The sequence below is a fragment of the Winogradskyella sp. HB-48 genome, from assembly GCF_049942685.1.
Taxonomy (GTDB): domain Bacteria; phylum Bacteroidota; class Bacteroidia; order Flavobacteriales; family Flavobacteriaceae; genus Winogradskyella.
On sequence record NZ_CP187934.1, the window covers coordinates 2,522,799 to 2,542,684 of the forward strand.

Below are 19,886 nucleotides of genomic sequence, written 5' to 3' on the forward strand. Positions count from 1 at the left end.
ATTTATCTAAAAATCTAATAGTTCAATAAGAATATGTTAATACCACTTGCGTCTAAACAGGCCTAGAAGCACCTGAGGGTCTATGGTAATAATAAAGCGGATTCTTTCGCCATAGTTTGATTCAGCAATTTCCCAGCCAAGATTTGAATATACAGGGAAGTAAAGTTCAAAATAGTCTTCCACTAAATTGAGCCTTACACCAGAGTCGTAAACAAAATTAGCAGTATCAAATTTATTCTTAACCAAACCAATATCACCATAAGCCTGTATGTATCTCCAAATTGATGTACTAAAGTTTGCTGTCGTCATCCATTGATTGGCAAAAGGTGTTTCTAAAATAGACTTGAAACCACCATCGGCTATAATTAATTGCTGGCTAAATAAACCTGCAGCTTCTGAGCGCCCTAAATAGTTTAAATCAAACAAGTAGTCTGTTGGCCTGTCTAAACCAAAGCTGAAAAAATCTGAATTAGGATCCGTATCGTTATTTAGAAATATACCCGCAAAAATTCTAAGATTAATGTTTCTATTGCCCTGAGTTAATTTTCTAAATTCATAACTCATGGAAAGTTTACTAAAGTTATTTGCAAACTGTAAATCCGTACTAAAACTAGAAAAGTTAATCCTACCAGGATTATAATGTGTGTACCTTAGGTTAAATACATTATAATCAGGTTCATTTATCTCAACAACGGCATTTTTGCCTACATCTCTGTTAATGCTTACAAATCTAGCTGTGATATTATCGATTTGGTCGGCTCTAAAATCATTGTCATTTCTAAAACTTAATGATAGAGTTGGACGTATTCTTGTAAAAAACGCATCTTCAGCAAATGATTGGTAGCCAGCAACGATACCGTAGGTGATATCATATAGGTTTTTATTTTCTATGTTGTGCGTATAAAAAATAGAGGTAGAGCCAGTTAAGGACTTAGATTTGGTTGCGTATTGAGGAGAAAACCTGTAGTTAAGTCGTTTCCTTAGTATGGTCTTGTTGTAGATTTTGGTTCCTAGCGTTAAACCATCGTAGATATTGTTAAACTCAACCAAAGGCATAAAAAATACTTGATTGTAATAAGGGTCTTCAATATCCTTAAATAATCTAAACTGTAGCGGTTTATTGTTTATGAACGAACCATTAACAGCTTTGTAGTTATCGCGCTGATTAAACTCTGGTATAATATTATTATAATCTAAAACAAACTTATCGGTTTTGTCTTTAGGTAAGCTTATGGTCTTTGTTCCTTTAATGTTTTCTACCCATTGCTTACCAATTATGGAATCATTACTAATACTAAATAAAGAGATAGGCATAGTATTATTGCGCTTGTTCTTTACGGTAACCTTTATAGAATCTTCAGTGGTTTCTACACTTTTGATTTTGAAGTCTATCTTCTTACGAGTATCTACATAGTCTGTAAAAAACCAATCTATATTTTTTGAAGTTTTAGAATTAAGAAAAGCTTCAAAATCAGAAATTTTAGTCTTTTGCTTAAGTTTGTTTTGTTCTAAAAATTCTGTGATTGTTTTGGATAAATCTATATCTTCTGTAAACTTGTCTAGATAATTAAGGCCAACTCCAGCCTTATATTTGCCAGCTATATTCGCATTAAACTTAATTAACGAATCTTTAGAAGTCGTTAAAGGCTGATCCCTATTTTTTCTGGCGATCTCCATGGAGTACAGAAAATACTGAAAATTGAAATCTTCATCTGCAGCATGAAAAGCTCTAATTCCCCAAACATTCGCTAGTGTTCCTAATAATTTCATGTCAGGATAATATTCCTCAACATACTTTATCATAAAGTAAATTTGAAGACCTTCCGATAACCAATGTTCTTTCCTTGGGTTAAGCAATAATATATTGTCAATATACTTTTTTAGAGCGGTTTTTAAGAGCTTTAATTCATATTGAAATTGGTCTGGGAAGGGTCTTAAAAAGTCTGGCAACTGGTTAAGACCATACAAAGGATTTTTATTATAATCTATCCTAGATACTAATAGTCTTTTATGAGGATATTCTCCTAAGTTTTCTTTTAAAAATAAAGCTATTTTATCAGTTAGGATGGCTTTATCGGGTCCAGGCAAACCTCTTTCATTGATGTTGGATACCATTATTAAATGATCTGTCTGAACAGAACGGAACAAGGGAAACTTTTGAAGCGATAAATAAGTGTCTGTTCTGTTTTCGCCATAGTAAACTGTAGTTTGTCTTTTGGCTTCTGTATTAAGTTCAACAGTTAAAATATCTAGCTCAGAAGTAGATCTATAATTTAATGGGTACTCTATTGTAATCTTTACATCGGATTTAGGGATAAATAAGTCATCAAGATTTTTATTGCTGTAGTAGTGCCATTTCCCGTCATATACTGCAGGTGTGATGTACCAGTATTTTAGTTCAAAATCTCTGTTCTTGGTATAACCATAATCTGTAAATGTAGCGTCTGGCAATACTAAAATATAACTAAGGTTTATATTGTAAGATTCGCCAGGCAAAAGTTCTTTTTCTAAATTAACTTTTAAAACATCAGGATGCTTATCTAAATACTCAAAGTTAAGATCAGTTTTGTTTTTGTTATTTATAATACTTGTAATTAGTGTAAATCCACGTTGTTCACTTTTGGCAAGGTGAAACTTAGTGCTAAACTCTTCCTCAAATCGTTTGGCTAAAGGTGTGGATTTGGAGGAATAACTATTGTTCCAATCGTGTAGATAGATCTCTTTTAAACTATCATTAGTTTCGTTTTTGTAAACAATAGTTTGTGATATAGTAATGGTCTTTGTTTCTACATCTACATCAGCATTAACATCAATGTAGTTTTGCGAATACATTGATGTGCTAAAAAGAAAAAAAACACCTAATATGAAGAATCTTTTAATCAATGCGAAACGATGAACTTTAGGGGTTTTGTGTTAGACTCTGAAACTTTAATAACGTATAAACCATTATTAAGGTTATTTATATTAAAAGTTTGCTTTTGATCAGAATTAGTTTGAAATACCGCAACCAATTGTCCAAGCTGATTATACACATGTAAGGGATGATTTAAAAATTTAGATGAATATATGTAAATGTTTAATTCTGAATTAACTAAAGTGTTTTCTAAAGTAATGTTTTGAGTTAATTGAAGATTGTTGTTAGTAGAGAGTGTAACATCAGCTTCAAGTGAAAGTGTTACTGGCAAATGATCACTAAAATTGTGTAAGGCATCTCTAATTTCAAACGAAAATTCAGAGCTAATAGTTCCACAGTTTGATGAATTTATAGCACTATTGTAACAAGAGATTAAAGCATTATTACCATACACTTTATAGGAATTTGGGACATAGGTAACATTAGCAGTGCTCAACATGTTTTCAGAAGTTAAAATAAAATCAAAACGATCATCAAAGCCACCAGTTGTTCCGCCTAATCCAGATTGGGTTCTGGTAGATTGTGTAAAAACATCCACAAAGTTTGGGTTGTTGTTCCAACTGCCAATTCTGTCGGCTGGATCTGCAAAAGTAATAGCATCGCTAGAGTCTAGGAGTTCCTGAAATGCCGACTCTGAAGCAGTATATAAATTGAGATCGCCACCCAATAGCACATTAGAGTCCGAAGGTATGGTTTCTAAAAAACTGTCTAATTCTAAGACCATTTCAAAACGCCTTTGTGCATTTAAGGTTCCGCTTGAAGCTTTTAGGTGACAAACAATCACGTAAACATCAATAGGGTTGACGTCTTGATCTGTTGTATTTAGTCTTATTTTATAAACATTAAAATCCCTTAAATCAGTAGGAACAATAATTTCTTCCTGAATGCTAAATTTTGAACTGTTGTAGTATAATAAATTCTGAAGATCATTTTGGTCTCCAAAGCTATCATCAGAGGTGTTGGATACATAAGTAGCCATTTCAAAATTAGGGTCTATAGCGGTTCTGGTAATATTTAGAATGTTATTGGCACCAGTGATATTATTGAGCTCACAAACGAGAAACAAATCGGGTTGATAATCGGCTAAAATAAATGCTAAATCATCCTCACGATTGGGCACAGCATCTTCTAAAGGATAATTCAATAGATTATAGAACATCACCTTGAAGGTTTCTTGCGCAGAAACACATAGTACGTTCATAAATCCGAGAATAAAAAAACTCAGTATTTTCTTTTTCATAGCATATAAAAATAAGAAAATTAAAAGTTAGGACTCAGTCTATATTCTTGGTAAAATTTATTTAGGATATCTATAACCTCATCCGAGGTGTCTACGATATGGATTAAATCTAAATCTTTTGGGCTAATATTTCCTGCTTCAAGCAGTGTGTTTTTTACCCATTCAAATAAACCTCCCCAAAATTCTTTTCCAACCAAGATAATAGGAAACGTTTCTATTTTATGAGTTTGAATCAATGTGATCGCTTCAAAAAGCTCATCAAGAGTTCCGAACCCTCCAGGCATTACTACAAACCCTTGGGAATATTTTACAAACATTACCTTACGGACAAAGAAGTAATCAAAATCTAAACTCTTATCGTTGTCTATATAAGGGTTGTCGTGTTGCTCAAAAGGTAGTTCTATATTTAAACCAACAGAAGTTCCGCCTGCGATGTGAGCACCTTTATTACCAGCTTCCATAATCCCTGGACCACCACCAGTAATCACTCCATAGCCATGCTCAACTATTTTTTGTGCTATGTCTACTGCTAATTGATAATATTTGTTCTCGGGCTTCGTACGAGCCGAACCAAAAATAGAAACACAAGGTCCTATTTTACTCAACTTTTCATAACCATTAACAAACTCTCCCATGATTTTGAAAATTGCCCAAGAGTCGTTGGTCTTTATTTCATTCCAGCCTTTATGTTTGCTTTCTTTTCTCATATGTTTTAGTATTCAGTAATCAGTCTTTAGTCTTTAGTCTTTAGTCTTTAGTAATCGGGACTAAGTTAAGGTATTGCAGTCTATTTTACACTAGTTGGTTTTCAGTTCCTTCTTCAAAAATTTAGCGGTATAGCTTTTTTTGTCATTCACTATTTGTTCTGGAGTACCTTTGGCGACAACCTCTCCGCCACCTTTTCCTCCTTCGTATCCAATATCGATGATGTAGTCTACGGTTTTAATAACATCTAGATTATGCTCTATGATTAAAACAGTATTTCCTTTGTCTACCAGTTTGTTTAGAACTTTCATTAACACTCTAATGTCTTCAAAGTGTAGGCCAGTAGTTGGTTCATCTAATATGTAGAAGGTGTTGCCAGTATCTCTCTTACTGAGCTCGGTAGCCAGTTTAATACGTTGCGCTTCACCACCAGAGAGCGTGGTACTTTGTTGCCCTAAAGTAATGTAACCTAATCCTACATCTTTTATAGTTTTTAGTTTACGATAAATTTTTGGGATATGTTCAAAGAAATCTACAGCTTCTTCAATTGTCATATCAAGAACATCACTAATAGACTTTCCTTTATATCTGATTTCTAATGTTTCTCTGTTAAAACGTTTGCCTTGGCATGTTTCACATTCAACATACACATCTGGTAAAAAGTTCATTTCAATAACACGCAATCCACCTCCTTGGCAGGTTTCGCAACGACCTCCAGCAACATTAAAGCTAAAGCGTCCCGGCTTATAGCCACGAATCATAGCTTCTGGTATTTGCGAAAATAGTTTTCGTATTTCGTCAAAGGTTTTGGTATAGGTCGCTGGATTACTTCTAGGTGTTCTGCCAATAGGGGATTGGTTAATGTCTATGACCTTATCTATATGCTCTAAACCTTTAATACTCTTATAGGGCATTGGTTTTTTAACTCCATTAAAAAAATGGGCATTTAAAATAGGGTAGAGGGTTTCGTTGATTAAGGTAGATTTGCCGCTTCCTGAGACACCAGTAACTCCAATCATTTTTCCTAGAGGAAACTCAACGTCTATATTTTTTAGGTTGTTACCAGTACAGCCTTTTAAAACAATTTTGTTTCCATTGCCTTTGCGACGTTCTTTAGGGATTTCAATTTCCTTTTTACCGCTGAGGTAGTCTGCCGTCAGCGTATTATGCGATAGTAACTCCTTTGGTGTGCCTTCGCTAATAATCTCACCACCATGTTTACCTGCAAAAGGTCCAATATCTATAACATGGTCTGCACGTTCTATCATGTCTTTATCATGCTCAACCACTATAACGGAATTTCCCACATCTCTCAAAGATTCTAACGAGTTAATAAGTTTTTCATTATCACGTTGGTGTAGGCCAATACTAGGCTCGTCTAAAATATATAATACTCCCACTAATTGGGAGCCTATTTGCGTAGCTAAACGAATACGTTGTGCTTCACCACCTGATAATGACTTAGAACTGCGGTTTAGAGATAAATAGGTTAAGCCAACATCCAATAAAAACTGCGTGCGTGCCTTTATTTCTTTTATGATTTCTTCTGAAATCTTTCGCTGCGTTTCTGAGAGCCTATTTTCTAAACCATTTAACCATTCAGCTAATTCTACAACGTCCATTTTAACAAGGTCAGCGATACTTTTGCCGTCAACCTTAAAGTAGAGTGATTCTTTACGTAGTCGTGAGCCTTCACATACATCACATTCTACTTTATCCATAAATTCCATTGCCCAGCGAACCAAGGATGTAGAATCTGATTTGTATTGGTTCTCAATAAATTTTGCTACACCTTCAAAGTCTATATTGTAATCTCGGGTAACCCCTAGTAGCTTGCTCTCTACTGCAAATTTATCCTTGCCACCATATAAAATCATTTGCTTGGCTTCTTCTGGTATGTCTTTCCATGGATCGTTGAGTGTAAAGTCAAAGCGTTGCGCAATGGTATGAAACTGTTTGAAAATCCAGCTCTTTTTCTCTGGACCATGAGGTGCTAATGCGCCGTTTTTTATAGATAAGTTTTCGTCTGGCACTAATTTTTTTTCATTAACTACATAGAGTTCACCTATACCATTACAGTTGGGACAAGCCCCTTTTGGTGAGTTGAAGGAAAAGTTATTAGGTTCTGGATTGGGATATGAAATACCAGAAGAAGGACACATTAAATTACGGCTAAAATACCGTGGTTCGTTGGTATCTTGGTCTATGACCATTAATACATCGTCTCCATGATACATGGCTGTATTGATAGATTCCATAAGACGTTTTGATTGCACTTCGACCGCACTCAGTGTGACATCTTGGGTCTCATCAATCTTTAGGCGATCTATGACAATTTCTATATCGTGGGTTTTGTAGCGATCTAATTTCATCCCTTTTTCAAGGTCTACAATTTCACCATCAGTACGTACTTTTACAAAACCTTGTTTGGCAATTTGTTCAAACAATTCCCTGTAGTGCCCTTTACGAGATCTAATGATAGGTGATAAGATATTAATGCGTCTGCCATTATAGGATTCTAGAATAAGGTTTTTAATCTGCTCATCGCTATAGCTTACCATTTTTTCGCCCGTTTCGTAACTGTATGCATCTGCAGCTCTTGCAAACAATAGCCGAAGAAAATCATAAATTTCGGTTATGGTACCAACTGTGGAACGTGGCGACTTACTAGTTGTTTTTTGTTCTATGGCAATGACTGGTGATAGCCCATCAATTTTGTCTACGTCTGGTCGCTCTAAACTGCCTAAGAATTGACGTGCGTAAGCCGAAAAGGTTTCGATGTAACGACGTTGCCCTTCGGCATAAATAGTATCGAATGCTAGAGAAGATTTACCACTACCCGAAAGCCCAGTAATTACGACCAGTTTTTCTCTTGGTATGGTAATATCAATGTTTTTTAGGTTGTGTACTCGTGCACCTTTTACTTCAATAAACTCGTTGAAATGGCTCATAGATGGTTATCGCTTCTTCTTTAATTCTAGCAAAGTTGCAAAGTTACGATTTTAGATGTTAAATTGATGTGAAGGTTAGGCTTCCTATTTTAGTTTAATATATCTGATGTATCACTTTTTTAATTATCTTATTTGATAGCTATACCTGTAGGAAAAATCGAAGCTTCACCCGAATTAAACCCGACTTAGACCCGACTTGGATATAAATTGAACCTAAAGTAGATGGATTCTGTTGTAATGGAAATAATTCTACATTCTAAATACCCTCTATTGGGTATAGTTTCGTCGCAATAGCATAATTAATTTAGCTTTAAAGAGTTACCGTTTAAAGAGATTATAGTAATCTAAGCGAAAAATAACCTAATGAACGCTTTTCTTTTAGATTTTTTTCTAATTTACCAACATTAATTAGCTATTAATCAATTATGAGATATTATAAACGCCATGCTTTTGCATTGCTTTTTTATTTGTGTATTGGTATAGCTGCCGCTTATAACATATCTAATGTATTTGTAACGGTTCAGCCCAAATCTGAAATAGAATTGCCACCTACGGCTAGTATCTCTGGTACAGCCACAGTATGCCTTAATGAAACGCCACAACCTTTAATAACGTTTACGGGTTCTGGAGGTGATGCGCCTTACACATTTACCTATACTTTAAATGGAGGTGCCAATCAGACTATTGCCACTACAGGGACTGATGATTTTGTTACTTTGCCTGTTAACACTACAACTGTAGGTACATTTACTTTTAACTTAGTTTCCGTAACGGATTCTAATAACGATACTGAAACTGTAAGTGATACGGCTACTATAACTGTTGCCAATCCACCAACGGTGAGTTTTACCTTTAATAACGGTGATTGTTCTGCTGATGGTGTAAATTTTAATGCTACAGCATCTGGTAATGGCCCTTTTACTTACAGCTGGTCTTTTGGTGATGGTAATACCGCCACTGATGAAGACCCTTTTCATATTTACGATGCTTTTGGTTGTGGTTTTTCAAATTATACAGCAACATTAGAGGTTACAGATGCCAATGGTTGTACAGCTTCAGTTTCAAACGTAGTGAATGTAGAACAGCGTCCGGATTTGAGCTTTGAAGATTTAGATGCACAGTTTACACCACCTTTTGATAACTGTGGTAATAATACCGTAGATCCAGCATACACCATTAACGTTGGTAATACTTCAACTTCTACAGCATGTATTACCTCTTATGATATAGATTGGGGAGATGGTACCTCAGAAACTAATGTTACGTTTCCCATATCGCACACTTATGCCAATTTGGGGTCTTTCAATATGGTAATCACTGGGTATGGAGATAGTGGATGTAATGCTACTGAAACTATTTTAGTAAAAAACTCAAGTAATCCTATTGGTGCTATTATTAGTCCAGGAAACACGGTGAATTTATGTTTGCCAGCTAATGAACTTGCATTCGCCATTGGTTCTTGGGGAGCCAATCCACCCGATACAACCTATTTTGTGGATTATGGTGATGGTACCCAGGCAACCTATACGCAAGATGATTTAATTGCAGCGGTAGCCAATTACGACCCAAATAATCCTCAATTGGCAGATCCGTTTCCCATTCCTCATGAATATACTGAATCGAATTGTCCGAATCCTAATTATACCATCACCTTAATCATTGCTACCTCTTGTGGACAAACCGTATTAACAGCAGGCCCCATCATTATTTTGGCGCAGCCTGAGGTAGATTTTGAGTTTGAAAGCCCAAGTTGTGTTAACGCTGAGGTACAGTTTACCAATTTAACAGAAGGTGGTTTTGGTCCTAATTGTGTAACACAAGCATTGCATAACTGGGATTTTGGAGACGGCACTACGTCTAATTTAGAAAATCCAACGCATACGTATACCTCGCCAGGCACCTATACCGTAACCTTAACTGAGGAAAACTTTTGTGGTGTATCTGAACCTGTTGTTAAAACCATTTGTATAGAACCAGATTTGGTTGCAGACTTTTCTTTAGATAGCAATGACGGTTGTATCCCCTTTACAGTTGCTGCAACTAACACAACTGATTTATCGCAATCTTGTGGTGGTGAAACTTACTTGTGGGATGTGACCTATGCCGCAGACTTTTGTGGTACATCAGCGTCTTGGGGATTTGCTAACAATACGGATGAGACTTCAGAAAACCCATCATTTCAATTTTTGAATGCAGGGGTCTATACCATAAGTATGACGATTACCAATTCTTGTGGTGATTTTACAACGACACAACAAATCAATGTAAAGCGTCCTCCAGCTGCAAGTATAAATCCAATAGCAGATGCCTGCGGTACCGCTAGTTTTAATCCTACTGCTACGGTCACTACATGTGCGCCTGCTACGGATACAATAACGTATAGTTGGTCGTTTCCGGGCGGTACACCAGCTACATCCAATCAATTAGACCCAGGAACCATTAGTTACACTACACCAGGTGATTATACCGTAACCTTCAGTGTCACTAATGACTGTGGCACGGCTACCGTAACAGAAAACTTTTCGGTTAATGAAAGTCCAACCATCACCAATACCGATTTTGGCCAAACGTTGTGTTCTGGTAATGACAGTAGTGCCATAGTTCTTACGTCAGATAATGTGAGTATCACATATACATGGACATCTAACAACCCAGCGGGTCTAACAGGCTTTATTCCTAATGGTATGGGAGATACCATACCGGCTCAAACGCTTGTTAATACTTTAGGTACACCTATTGACCTTATATATACAGTAACACCAGATATTAATGGCTGTGTAGGTCCATCGGTGAATTTTACTATAACTATAGAACCAGCACCTTTTATTGATGTGCAACCGCAGCCCGAAACGATTTGCCTTAACGGAACACCTAATGATTTAACGGTAAACTATCAAGGGACAGGCACACCAAGCTATCAGTGGTATGTCAATACCGTTGATGATACCGCCAGTGGTACTGCCATTACAGGAGCTAATGGACCAACGTACACGCCACCAACAGATGGTTTAGGTACCCTTTATTATTATGTAATTATCACCTTTACGACAGGAGATTGTAATGAGATTGTATCCAATACTGCTGAAATCACGGTCGAAGACATTGCGCAAATCGATACAGAGCCTATTGCGACACAGTCTATTTGCGTGGGTGGTATTTCAGACGAACTTTCAGTGACTATTACTGGTGGTGCAGGAACCGTAAGTTACCAATGGTATAGTAATGCCACCAATACGAACACTGGTGGTACAGCTATTGCAGGTGCCACATCTGCTAGTTATACACCACCTGTTTTTACAGGTTCAGGGACTTTTTATTACTATGTTGAGGTGAGTTTTACAGGTAGTGGCTGTTCGGGATTGGTGAGTGCCGTTGCTGAGGTTATTGTGGTTGATGACCCAGAGATTACGAGTCCTGATTTTGGATTGCAAAGTGTGTGTCAGAATACCACTGTAGATCCTCTTGATGTACAAGTATCAGGTGGATTAGGAACTATTTCTTACCAATGGTACATCAATACAGTTAATGATACAACGACTGGAACACCCATTGCAGGTGCGGCCGCTGCAACCTATACGCCACCTTCCGATGTGGTTGGGACCTTCTACTATTATTGTATTGTAACCCAAGATGTCTCAGGGTGTGAGGTCACGAGTTCCGTCGCTACTGTTGAGGTCACTGCTGCTGCTCAGTTTACTACACAACCGCTTTCGGATGAGTTGTGTTTGGGTGAGACCACATCAGCATTGAGTGTATCTTATACCAATGGTACAGGCACACCGAGTTACCAATGGTATGAAAACACCGTGAATGACACTACGACAGGTACACCCATTGCTGGTGCGACTACGGATACGTATCAACCTATTGTTGATTCGGTAGGTATAACGTACTACTATGTCATTATTACGTTTAATACAGGTGGTTGTTCTGAGATTATTTCGGATGTTGCAGAAATCATTGTAAACGATACTCCAAATATTAATGATGGTTCGGTATTGATATGTAGTGGCAATACCTTTGAATTTTTACCAGATGGCATTGCAGGAAATGTGGTTCCAGTAGGGACGACGTACACCTGGACTGATCCCGTTGTCAATCCTGCAGGTAGTATAACAGGAGCCACAGCGCAACCTACTGCAAGTACTATGATATCTCAGTTTTTAGAAAATACAACAGTCAACCCAGCAACGGTGACTTATACGGTTACACCAGATACTAATGGTTGTATTGGTGCTAATTTTCAGGTTGTGGTTACAGTGAACCCTTCGATTTCGGTAGCTTCAACTGTAGTTAACAACAGTTGCTTTAATTCTGATGATGCCTCTATTACCATTGCCATTACAGGTGGAGTGCCTTTTATTACGGGCAATCCGTATCAAGTTAGCTGGACTGGGCCTAATGGTTTTGTCAATAGTGCAACGACGATTTCAAATTTGGAAGCTGGTACTTATACTTTAGATATTTTGGATGATGGTGGTTGTCCGTATAATGAGACTTTTACCATAACCGAACCTGACGAACTTGTTTTTAGTGCCGTTAATTTTAATCCGGACACCATTTCTTGTTTTGGTGCTAATGATGGAGAGATTTCTATAGATGTAAGCGGAGGTACTGAACCTTATATCTACAACTGGACGCGTAATGGCAATCCATTTTCAAACAACGAAGATTTAACTGGTTTAGAACCTGGTACGTATGCCATTACCGTAACGGATGCAAATAATTGTGGTCCGATTAGTTCTACCTTTATTATTGAAGAACCACCATTGTTGGATGTCACCTTACAAAGTCAGACTGATGTCATTTGTTTTGGAGATGCTACCGGAGCGATAACAGTATCAACGGTTGGTGGTCGACCAGATTATACCTACAGCTGGACAGGACCTAATGGTTTTACAAGTGCTACCGCCAACATAGATAATTTATTTGCTGGAGCCTATCTGTTGACCGTCACAGATACTTCTGGTTGTACCGATACCTTGAGTGTTGATATCCTTCAGAACGACCAAATCACAATCGATGTAACCACAACAGAAATCGAATGTTATGGTGACAACAATGCATCCATAACGATTAATAACATATCAGGTGGTGTTGCGCCATATGACGTGGCTTGGAGTAACTTTGGAACAGGGATGAGTCAGTTCAATCTATCGGCTGGCACCTATACCATTACCATTACCGATGCACTAGATTGTGTTCGGGCATTCCCGATTGTTATTGAAGAGGCACCTATTTTCCTAATTGATCCTGTGGTGACGCAAATGTCTTGTGCTGGAGAAAATGATGCGAGTATTGTGCTTAATTTTCAAGGTGGTTTAGATCCAATAACTGTAGTTTGGGATGATGATGCGTCGGCAGGTGTAGAGCGTAATAATTTAGCACCTGGTACGTATAGTGTTACCATTACCGATGGTACACCCTGTGTCATTCAAGAAAGCTTTACCATATTCAACATTTTACCATTGCAATTGTCCGCCAATGTTACCGATGCATTGGATTGCGATGATACCAATAGTGGTTCAATTAACCTGCTTATTCAAGGAGGTACACCGCCGTTTTCGGTATCCTGGTCCAATGGAGCAACCACAGAAGATTTAACAGCCATACCACCAAATACCTATGTGGTTACGGTGACGGATGCCAACGGATGTAGTATTGAAGGCAGTTGGGATGTCAACCGTTTTGAACCCTTAACTTTAGATGTCGATACCCAATCAGAAGTGGATTGTGATACCAAAACCGTGAACCAAACCTTTGTAGCAATGGCCAGTGGCGGAGTACCACCGTTTAGTTATAACTGGTCTAGCGGCACAGTAAGTGGTGCAAATAATGAATTAATGACTACTGATGAAGATGGTTTGGTATTGCTCGAAGTTACCGATGCCCAAGGCTGTACCACTAATTTTAGTTTGAATGTGGATATTCCTGTACTTGGAGATCCGGATTTTGAGTTGTCCTCTTTTGGTTTTAGCAATTTTGGTATCTATTCTATTGAAGACCCAATTACGTTCACCAATTTAGCGACAGGTGATTATATAAGCATTCTTTGGGATTTTGGTGACGGTAGTTTTTCGGGTGAAGAAAATCCAACCCATACCTATAGTGCTGTTGGTTCTTATGTGGTCACTCAGACTGTAACCTATCCATTTGGTTGTGTGTATGAGCGTGTGATTACCTTATATGTTGAAGAGGGTTATAAGTTAATCATGCCAGATGCATTTACACCAAACGACGATGGTATTAATGATTTCTTTGGACCTGTTTATGAAGGATTAAGTAGTTTGGAACTGAATATTTATGACACTTGGGGAAGTCTCATCTATACCGAAAATGATGAGAATTTTACCGGTTGGAACGGAAAGATTAAAGACGAGCTTGCCGAAAATGGAAATTACTATTACACCTTTAGTGCTAAAACCTTTTATGGAAAAACAATTACCGCTCAAGGAGCTTTTGTATTTATAAAATAACCCATGACCTTAAGACCCATATTTACCATCATTATACTTATTTGCTGTTGGGCTGCTCAAGCGCAAGACCCCATTTTTACGCAGTCTAACTATATACAGGAAACTTTAAATCCTGCCTTTTCTGGTTTTGAAGATAACGACCGTATTGCAGCGGGTATTTTAAGCCGGGTGCAATGGCCAAACCTCGATTTACAGATACATACGCAGTATGCCTATGTAAATAAGTCTTATGACTATGGCCCAAGTCTAGGCTTTGGTATTGGAATGAATGCCGTTTGGCAGTACGAATCCTTTAATAATTATAACTACGCTCAGATTAACTTTAATTATGCACATCGCATCAATCTCAATAATGGATGGTACTTTAGGCCTGCTATTGAAGCTGGTATTGGTAATAAAAGCAATCGCTTCAGAAACTTAACCTTAGCCGATCAAATTAATATCAATTCTGGGTTCATCAATCCTGTGTCTGTAGATCCTTTGGCTGGTCGATTAAATAACATCTTCTTTTTAGATATTAATGCAGGATTTATTGTTGAAAAGCAAACCTTTAATGATATCAGTTACTGGGTGGGAGGTTCAGTACGTCATCTTAACCGACCAAACATTTCAATTGTTGAAGGTGAAAAGTTGCCATTGGATATTTTCTATTCGTTTCATGGCAATGTTAGGTTTCCATTCTTACATGAGAATACTATTATGATGACCACAAACCTTATGGTGCAAGGACCCTACAATCGCTTGGATATTGGCACCATAGTACAGCTCGATGCAATTTTATTAGGGCTTACAGCAGCTACCAATCCTGCGCGAAATGATGGTAATGCCCATTTGCTAACTTCAATAAATGCCTTTGTTGGCTTTGAATATGAGACCCTAAGATTTGGGTTCTCCTATGATAAAAACACCTCTAATATTGGTCGTACCGATGGGGTGTATGAGTTGTCCATGACCTATTTATCGCGTTGCCGAAGATGTAATACAGACCGTAGTCGTAAGAAGTAGGATTTTTAGTAGTTAGTAGTTAGTGATTAGGGGTTAGTTTATTAGATTTCCATATTCGTTGCTCACTTACAATAAAGGCTTAGTTGACTATTCAATTTGTCACTTCGAGTGGGTTTTTCAAATACAATATTAATTAATGGTACCATTCTTTTTTATTGGCTAAACCCTTCGACTACGCTCAGGACAGGCCACCAAAAAAGCCTTTTGCTGTAAGAGGAAATTACAAAGTACCGTTCGCTTTAGTGTTTTGTGATTTTTCTTTATAACTAGATTTAGAGGTTGCCTACTTGATTTTGGTTTGCAACACTGTTTTTACAGCTCACTATTTCTGCTTACAGCGGCTTCCGCCGATGTCGGAATTTTAAGATGGGTTTTAGTAGTTAGTGGTTAGGGATTAGATGGTTAGATTTCCATGTTCGTTCCTCACTCGCAATGACACTTCAAACTTAAATGTCCAAATAGCACAGTACTTACGATTCTTAAACCGTCGGAAACTGTTGATGTAAGTATATATAAAAAAATCCATAAAAATAGCGGTAGAAGCTTTCTAAACGAAATACTCCTACCGCCATGATTCAACGTCTGAACCTAATTATAAGGTCTTGAAATGTCTTTGTTTAAATGAATAGAAGGTGCGTGCCTTCCTCGTTTGCACGACTATAAAAGTCTCCTATTGTGATGATGCCATCTAGCTCATCAATAAAGTCTTCCTCTTTAAGATGGAACATTTCAACAGCAAGTTTACAACCCCAAAGCTTACAACCAGAATCCGATAGAATTTCTAAAAATTCACCTACAGGTGGCATATCCAATTTTTCCATTTCTTTCTTCATCATCTTGGTAGCTAAGGCCTCAACACCAGGTAAACCACCCAACATTGTTGGTATGTGCATCGCAGGGTTACCTACTGTAGCCACATGGAGATGGTCTAATTTTTTCTTTTGAATGGCTTCCAACCCAAAGAATGTGAAGAATATTTCAGATTCTATACCTTCCATGCGTGCTCCATTGGCCATGACAAAGGCAGCGTAAACATTTTCAATTGTTGCTTTAGATAGTATAAAAAGCATCTTTTTAACTTTTGTGCCCATAATATTTTATGTTTTTGATTAGTTTAATACTCTTTAGATACAGCTCTTTGGTTTAGGAATACCTGCTATTTTAGTCGATATCTTAAGAGGTCCGCCAGGGAACAGGTTATAAAACTCCTTGATGTCTATCACACCACTTTTTTTAATACCTCTTACGGATAATGGTTCCTCTTTGTGATATTTGTCTTGTAAGTATTCTATGACTTCCCAATGTTTGTCAGTCATTGAAATATTAGACTCTTCGGCAATACCATTACCTATTTCACGATCCCATTGATTAAAGTCGGTTAGATAGCCTTCTTCGTTAACATCGATTTCTCTATTTGCAATTAGTTTTTTCATGATTTCAGAATTTAAAAGGTTTAATTATTAGTGTTATGCTTCGATTTTTTTGCCTCTATACGACATGTTTGTTGATACAAATGGGATAGGTATACCTTTCAACAGCATGTTCCAATACACCCATCTAAAAGCTAATTTTCCCATATGGTTTATTCGGTTTTCTTTTAATAATTGCATTGGTCCAATGCCTGCTATGGGGAAAGTTCCCTCAACAGGCTCTAGTTCATAATTAAAGTCAATTAACAAAGCTTTTCCGTTTCCAGTTTCAACAAAGCAATTGGCATGGCCGTCAAATCCAGCCTCTAAAGGTTCACCATTAATATATTTCAAGATGTTTTCTTCAAGGATTTCGGCCTCAAAATGCGCTACGGATCCCGCTTTTGAAGTTGGTATATTAGTGGCATCTCCAATGACAAAAACATTATCATAGTCTTTAGACTGTAACGTGTTTTTATCTGTAGGGATAAAGTTTAAATCATCACCCATTCCAGAACGTTCTATAAGTTCATCACCCATATTGGTAGGGACGGTCACTAAAAGGTCATAATCTACCTCAGTATTTGCATAATCAATAATCTTGTTATTTTCATAATCAACACGCTCAATATTAAAGCTAGTAACTTCTGCGATGCCTTTTTCTTCTAACAAATGGTGCAATGCCTTTGTGGCTTTAGGTTTTGTAAACGCACCATCTAAAGGGGTCACATAGGTTATATCTACCTTGTCTCTCATCCCTTTGTTTTTAAAGTAAGAGTCTGCCAAAAACGCAAATTCTAAGGGAGCTACAGGACATTTAATAGGCATTTCGGTAATATGAACAACAAGTTTACCACCTTCCCAGCTACGCAATTTATCCCTTAGTGCTTTGGCACCTTCAAACGTATAAAAATCGAAAACACTTTTGTGCCATTCAGGGCCTTTCATGCCCTCAATTTCATCTGGTGCTATTTTAGAGCCTGTAGCAACAATAAGTATATCATAGTTAACAACATCCTCATTCTCTAGAATTACTTTATTGTCATCTGGAGAGATTAATTCAATCTTTTTCTGAATGTAATTCACTCCTTTCGGAATAAATTTCTTTCCCTCTTTTTTTACCTGATCTTCTGTATAAATATCAAAAGGTAAAAACAAGAATCCAGGTTGATAATAATGAGTCTTATATTGATCTATAATGGTAATTTGCCATTCTTTTTTGGGGAGTTTTTTTACAAGGTGGTTGGCCATCATTGTTCCGGCCGTTCCCGCTCCTAAAATCACTAAATTTTTCATAGGTCTTTATTTTTGGTTATGTGTTATAATACACCTCAATTTCTGATGGTAAAGTTACAGTGATGCTTCAAGTTAGTGTATGACAAATGTCATGTATCCATGTAACAAATGTTACATAAGAAGAACATTTGGAAACGCTTGATTTTAAAGGAGTTTTAGAGGCTTCAATTTTCAAAAACCAGACTATGACATTTATCATAATATGTTACGGGCATGCCTTATAATTTTGCTATTGGCTATTTACTAACCAAATTCGAAAACGCGATAAAAACCAATAGTTCTAAAGCCATTTTACTCGCAGAATATAAAACGATCTTATTATGAAAACATCATTTATTAAATTAATTGTATTACTATTCTCACTCGGCCTTTATGCCCAAACAGGTCATATTATGCAAGGTGTGGGATCTGTAAATATGTCCATGGGTGGTGCTGCAACGGCACAACCATTAGACATTTCTGGTGCCATGCACTGGAATCCAGCAGCCATATCTGTGTTTGACGACAACATGTTAAAGTTTGATTTGGGCTTTTTCTTTTCATCACCAGAATTGAGTTCTAGTTTACCGGCTGGATTGTTATATCCTGAGGGCGCTTTTGGCCCAGGGTCACCGGCCTCACCACCAGTTTATGGTACTACTGAAGATGACAGAGGTGTATCTTACATGCCAGCGCTAGGCATGGTTTGGGGTAAAGAAAATAGCAAACATACCTTCGGTGTATCCGCTTTTGGTATCAGCGGGTTTGGGGTTACGTTTCCTCAAGAAACCAATTTACCAATGGATATGAATGGAAATCCAAATATGGACTGGAATCCAAACAACTCAAACGCTATTAACTGGCCACAAGGGCTTAATGGATTTGGACGCTTAGAGTCTGATTATATGTTGTTGCAAGTTAGCGGTACCTATGCCTATGAAATTACAGATAAATTGTCTGTAGGTATACAACCTAACTTTAATTATGCGGCATTAACTTTAAATCCCAATCCAATAGCATCGCCAGATTTCCCAGCGTCTATGGGAGGCACAGGTAAAGGCTATCCTAAAGTAGATAGTACTCCGGCATTTGGTTTTGGCGCACAGTTTGGTGTATTTTACGACTCAGGCTCTGGTTTAAAATTAGGGGCTTCCTATAAAACCAATCAGACCTTTGGTGAATTTGAATTTGATAACAAGTACCTCGATGGTACAGATGCACCAGATGTTAATTTCCAAATGGATTACCCAGCCATCATGTCACTTGGTCTAGGCTATTCTTTTACGAATTTTGACTTTGCGCTCGATTTTAGACGTGTATTTTATGAAAATACTGAAGGTTTTGAAGCTAGTGGTTGGGAAATAGGCGACAATGGTTTTCCTACAGGTGCGGTCAGAGGATTTGGTTGGAAGGATATTTCTATTCTTTCCGTGGGCTTACAATATAAAGGCATTAGCAAATTACCATTACGTTTAGGATATACCTACAGTGGTAATCCAATTGATGATGATTTGGCATTCTTTTCAACTCCTGCAACAGCAATTATTAAAAATGCTTACCAATTTGGATTAAGCTATGAGATTAATGATAATTGGCGACTAGATGCCGTTTACCATTATGGTGATAGCAATGGTTCTACAGAAGGGCGTATTTTAGACCCAAGACAGATTACACCAACTAATCCGCTAGGTGAGATTCCAGGCACTTCAGTATCGTACAAGATGACAACGTCTATGGCGATGTTTGGTATTAATTATACGTTCAAGAAAAAATCAGAAGATTAAGGTACAGGTTCAATAAGTATCGCATACTTTTAATAGATTATTCAAAAATCCAGCATCCCGGTGCTGGATTTTTTGGTTTTCAAGTGTTTTTATAAGCATTATTTTTATGCTATAGTTGCAATCATTT

10 protein-coding genes are annotated in these 19,886 nt (G+C 37.3%); 3 read left to right on the plus strand and 7 right to left on the minus strand.

The genetic code is table 11. The annotated features are described in order from the left end of the window. Window positions 1-36: 36 nt before the first annotated feature. From ACPX19_RS11470 to uvrA, 4 genes are all read right to left on the minus strand, one after another. Entirely contained in the window at window positions 37-2,832 is a 2,796-nt protein-coding gene (locus ACPX19_RS11470; RefSeq protein ID WP_426430142.1) for a metalloprotease, read from the minus strand. Window positions 2,833-2,879: 47 nt separating this feature from the next. Then, complete coding sequence (locus tag ACPX19_RS11475; protein WP_426430143.1) at window positions 2,880-4,154, minus strand: T9SS type A sorting domain-containing protein; 1,275 nt, start codon at window positions 4,152-4,154, stop codon at window positions 2,880-2,882. Window positions 4,155-4,174: 20 nt separating this feature from the next. After that, window positions 4,175-4,861, minus strand: coding sequence for a TIGR00730 family Rossman fold protein (locus ACPX19_RS11480; protein WP_426430144.1), 687 nt, complete (start codon window positions 4,859-4,861; stop codon window positions 4,175-4,177). 90 nt (window positions 4,862-4,951) lie between these two features. Beyond that, complete coding sequence (uvrA, locus tag ACPX19_RS11485) at window positions 4,952-7,810, minus strand: excinuclease ABC subunit UvrA (protein ID WP_426430145.1); 2,859 nt, start codon at window positions 7,808-7,810, stop codon at window positions 4,952-4,954. 425 nt (window positions 7,811-8,235) lie between these two features. Here uvrA and ACPX19_RS11490 point away from each other — a divergent pair, with 425 nt between their 5' ends. Continuing rightward, a complete protein-coding gene (locus tag ACPX19_RS11490) occupies window positions 8,236-14,286 on the plus strand; it encodes a PKD domain-containing protein (RefSeq protein WP_426430146.1) in 6,051 nt (2,016 codons plus the stop codon). A 3-nt stretch (window positions 14,287-14,289) separates the two neighbouring features. Continuing rightward, window positions 14,290-15,291 carry a PorP/SprF family type IX secretion system membrane protein gene (locus tag ACPX19_RS11495; RefSeq protein WP_426430147.1) on the plus strand — a complete coding sequence of 334 codons (1,002 nt, stop codon included), beginning with the start codon at window positions 14,290-14,292 and terminating at the stop codon, window positions 15,289-15,291. Between the two features lie 617 nt (window positions 15,292-15,908). Here the strand turns inward: ACPX19_RS11495 and ACPX19_RS11500 are convergent. The 3 genes from ACPX19_RS11500 to sqr are packed head-to-tail and all read right to left on the minus strand — an operon-like array spanning window position 15,909 to window position 17,996. Next, window positions 15,909-16,382: a DsrE/DsrF/DrsH-like family protein gene (locus ACPX19_RS11500; RefSeq protein WP_426430148.1), complete on the minus strand. Its 474-nt coding sequence runs from the start codon at window positions 16,380-16,382 to the stop codon at window positions 15,909-15,911. 33 nt (window positions 16,383-16,415) lie between these two features. Then, window positions 16,416-16,724, minus strand: a complete 309-nt coding sequence (locus tag ACPX19_RS11505) for a TusE/DsrC/DsvC family sulfur relay protein (protein ID WP_426430149.1) — start codon at window positions 16,722-16,724, stop codon at window positions 16,416-16,418. 33 nt (window positions 16,725-16,757) lie between these two features. Further along, complete coding sequence (gene sqr, locus ACPX19_RS11510) at window positions 16,758-17,996, minus strand: type III sulfide quinone reductase, selenoprotein subtype (protein ID WP_426430150.1); 1,239 nt, start codon at window positions 17,994-17,996, stop codon at window positions 16,758-16,760. Between the two features lie 320 nt (window positions 17,997-18,316). Here sqr and ACPX19_RS11515 point away from each other — a divergent pair, with 320 nt between their 5' ends. Continuing rightward, complete coding sequence (locus ACPX19_RS11515; RefSeq protein ID WP_426430151.1) at window positions 18,317-19,759, plus strand: OmpP1/FadL family transporter; 1,443 nt, start codon at window positions 18,317-18,319, stop codon at window positions 19,757-19,759. The last annotated feature ends 127 nt before the right edge of the window (window positions 19,760-19,886 follow it).

Coding starts and splice junctions, on each gene's coding strand:
- ACPX19_RS11470 (WP_426430142.1), bottom strand. CDS start 2,832: ATGTATTCGCAAAACTACATTGATGTTAATGCTGATGTAGATGTAGAA.
- ACPX19_RS11475 (WP_426430143.1), bottom strand. CDS start 4,154: ATGAAAAAGAAAATACTGAGTTTTTTTATTCTCGGATTTATGAACGTA.
- ACPX19_RS11480 (WP_426430144.1), bottom strand. CDS start 4,861: ATGAGAAAAGAAAGCAAACATAAAGGCTGGAATGAAATAAAGACCAAC.
- uvrA (WP_426430145.1), bottom strand. CDS start 7,810: ATGAGCCATTTCAACGAGTTTATTGAAGTAAAAGGTGCACGAGTACAC.
- ACPX19_RS11490 (WP_426430146.1), top strand. CDS start 8,236: ATGAGATATTATAAACGCCATGCTTTTGCATTGCTTTTTTATTTGTGT.
- ACPX19_RS11495 (WP_426430147.1), top strand. CDS start 14,290: ATGACCTTAAGACCCATATTTACCATCATTATACTTATTTGCTGTTGG.
- ACPX19_RS11500 (WP_426430148.1), bottom strand. CDS start 16,382: ATGGGCACAAAAGTTAAAAAGATGCTTTTTATACTATCTAAAGCAACA.
- ACPX19_RS11505 (WP_426430149.1), bottom strand. CDS start 16,724: ATGAAAAAACTAATTGCAAATAGAGAAATCGATGTTAACGAAGAAGGC.
- sqr (WP_426430150.1), bottom strand. CDS start 17,996: ATGAAAAATTTAGTGATTTTAGGAGCGGGAACGGCCGGAACAATGATG.
- ACPX19_RS11515 (WP_426430151.1), top strand. CDS start 18,317: ATGAAAACATCATTTATTAAATTAATTGTATTACTATTCTCACTCGGC.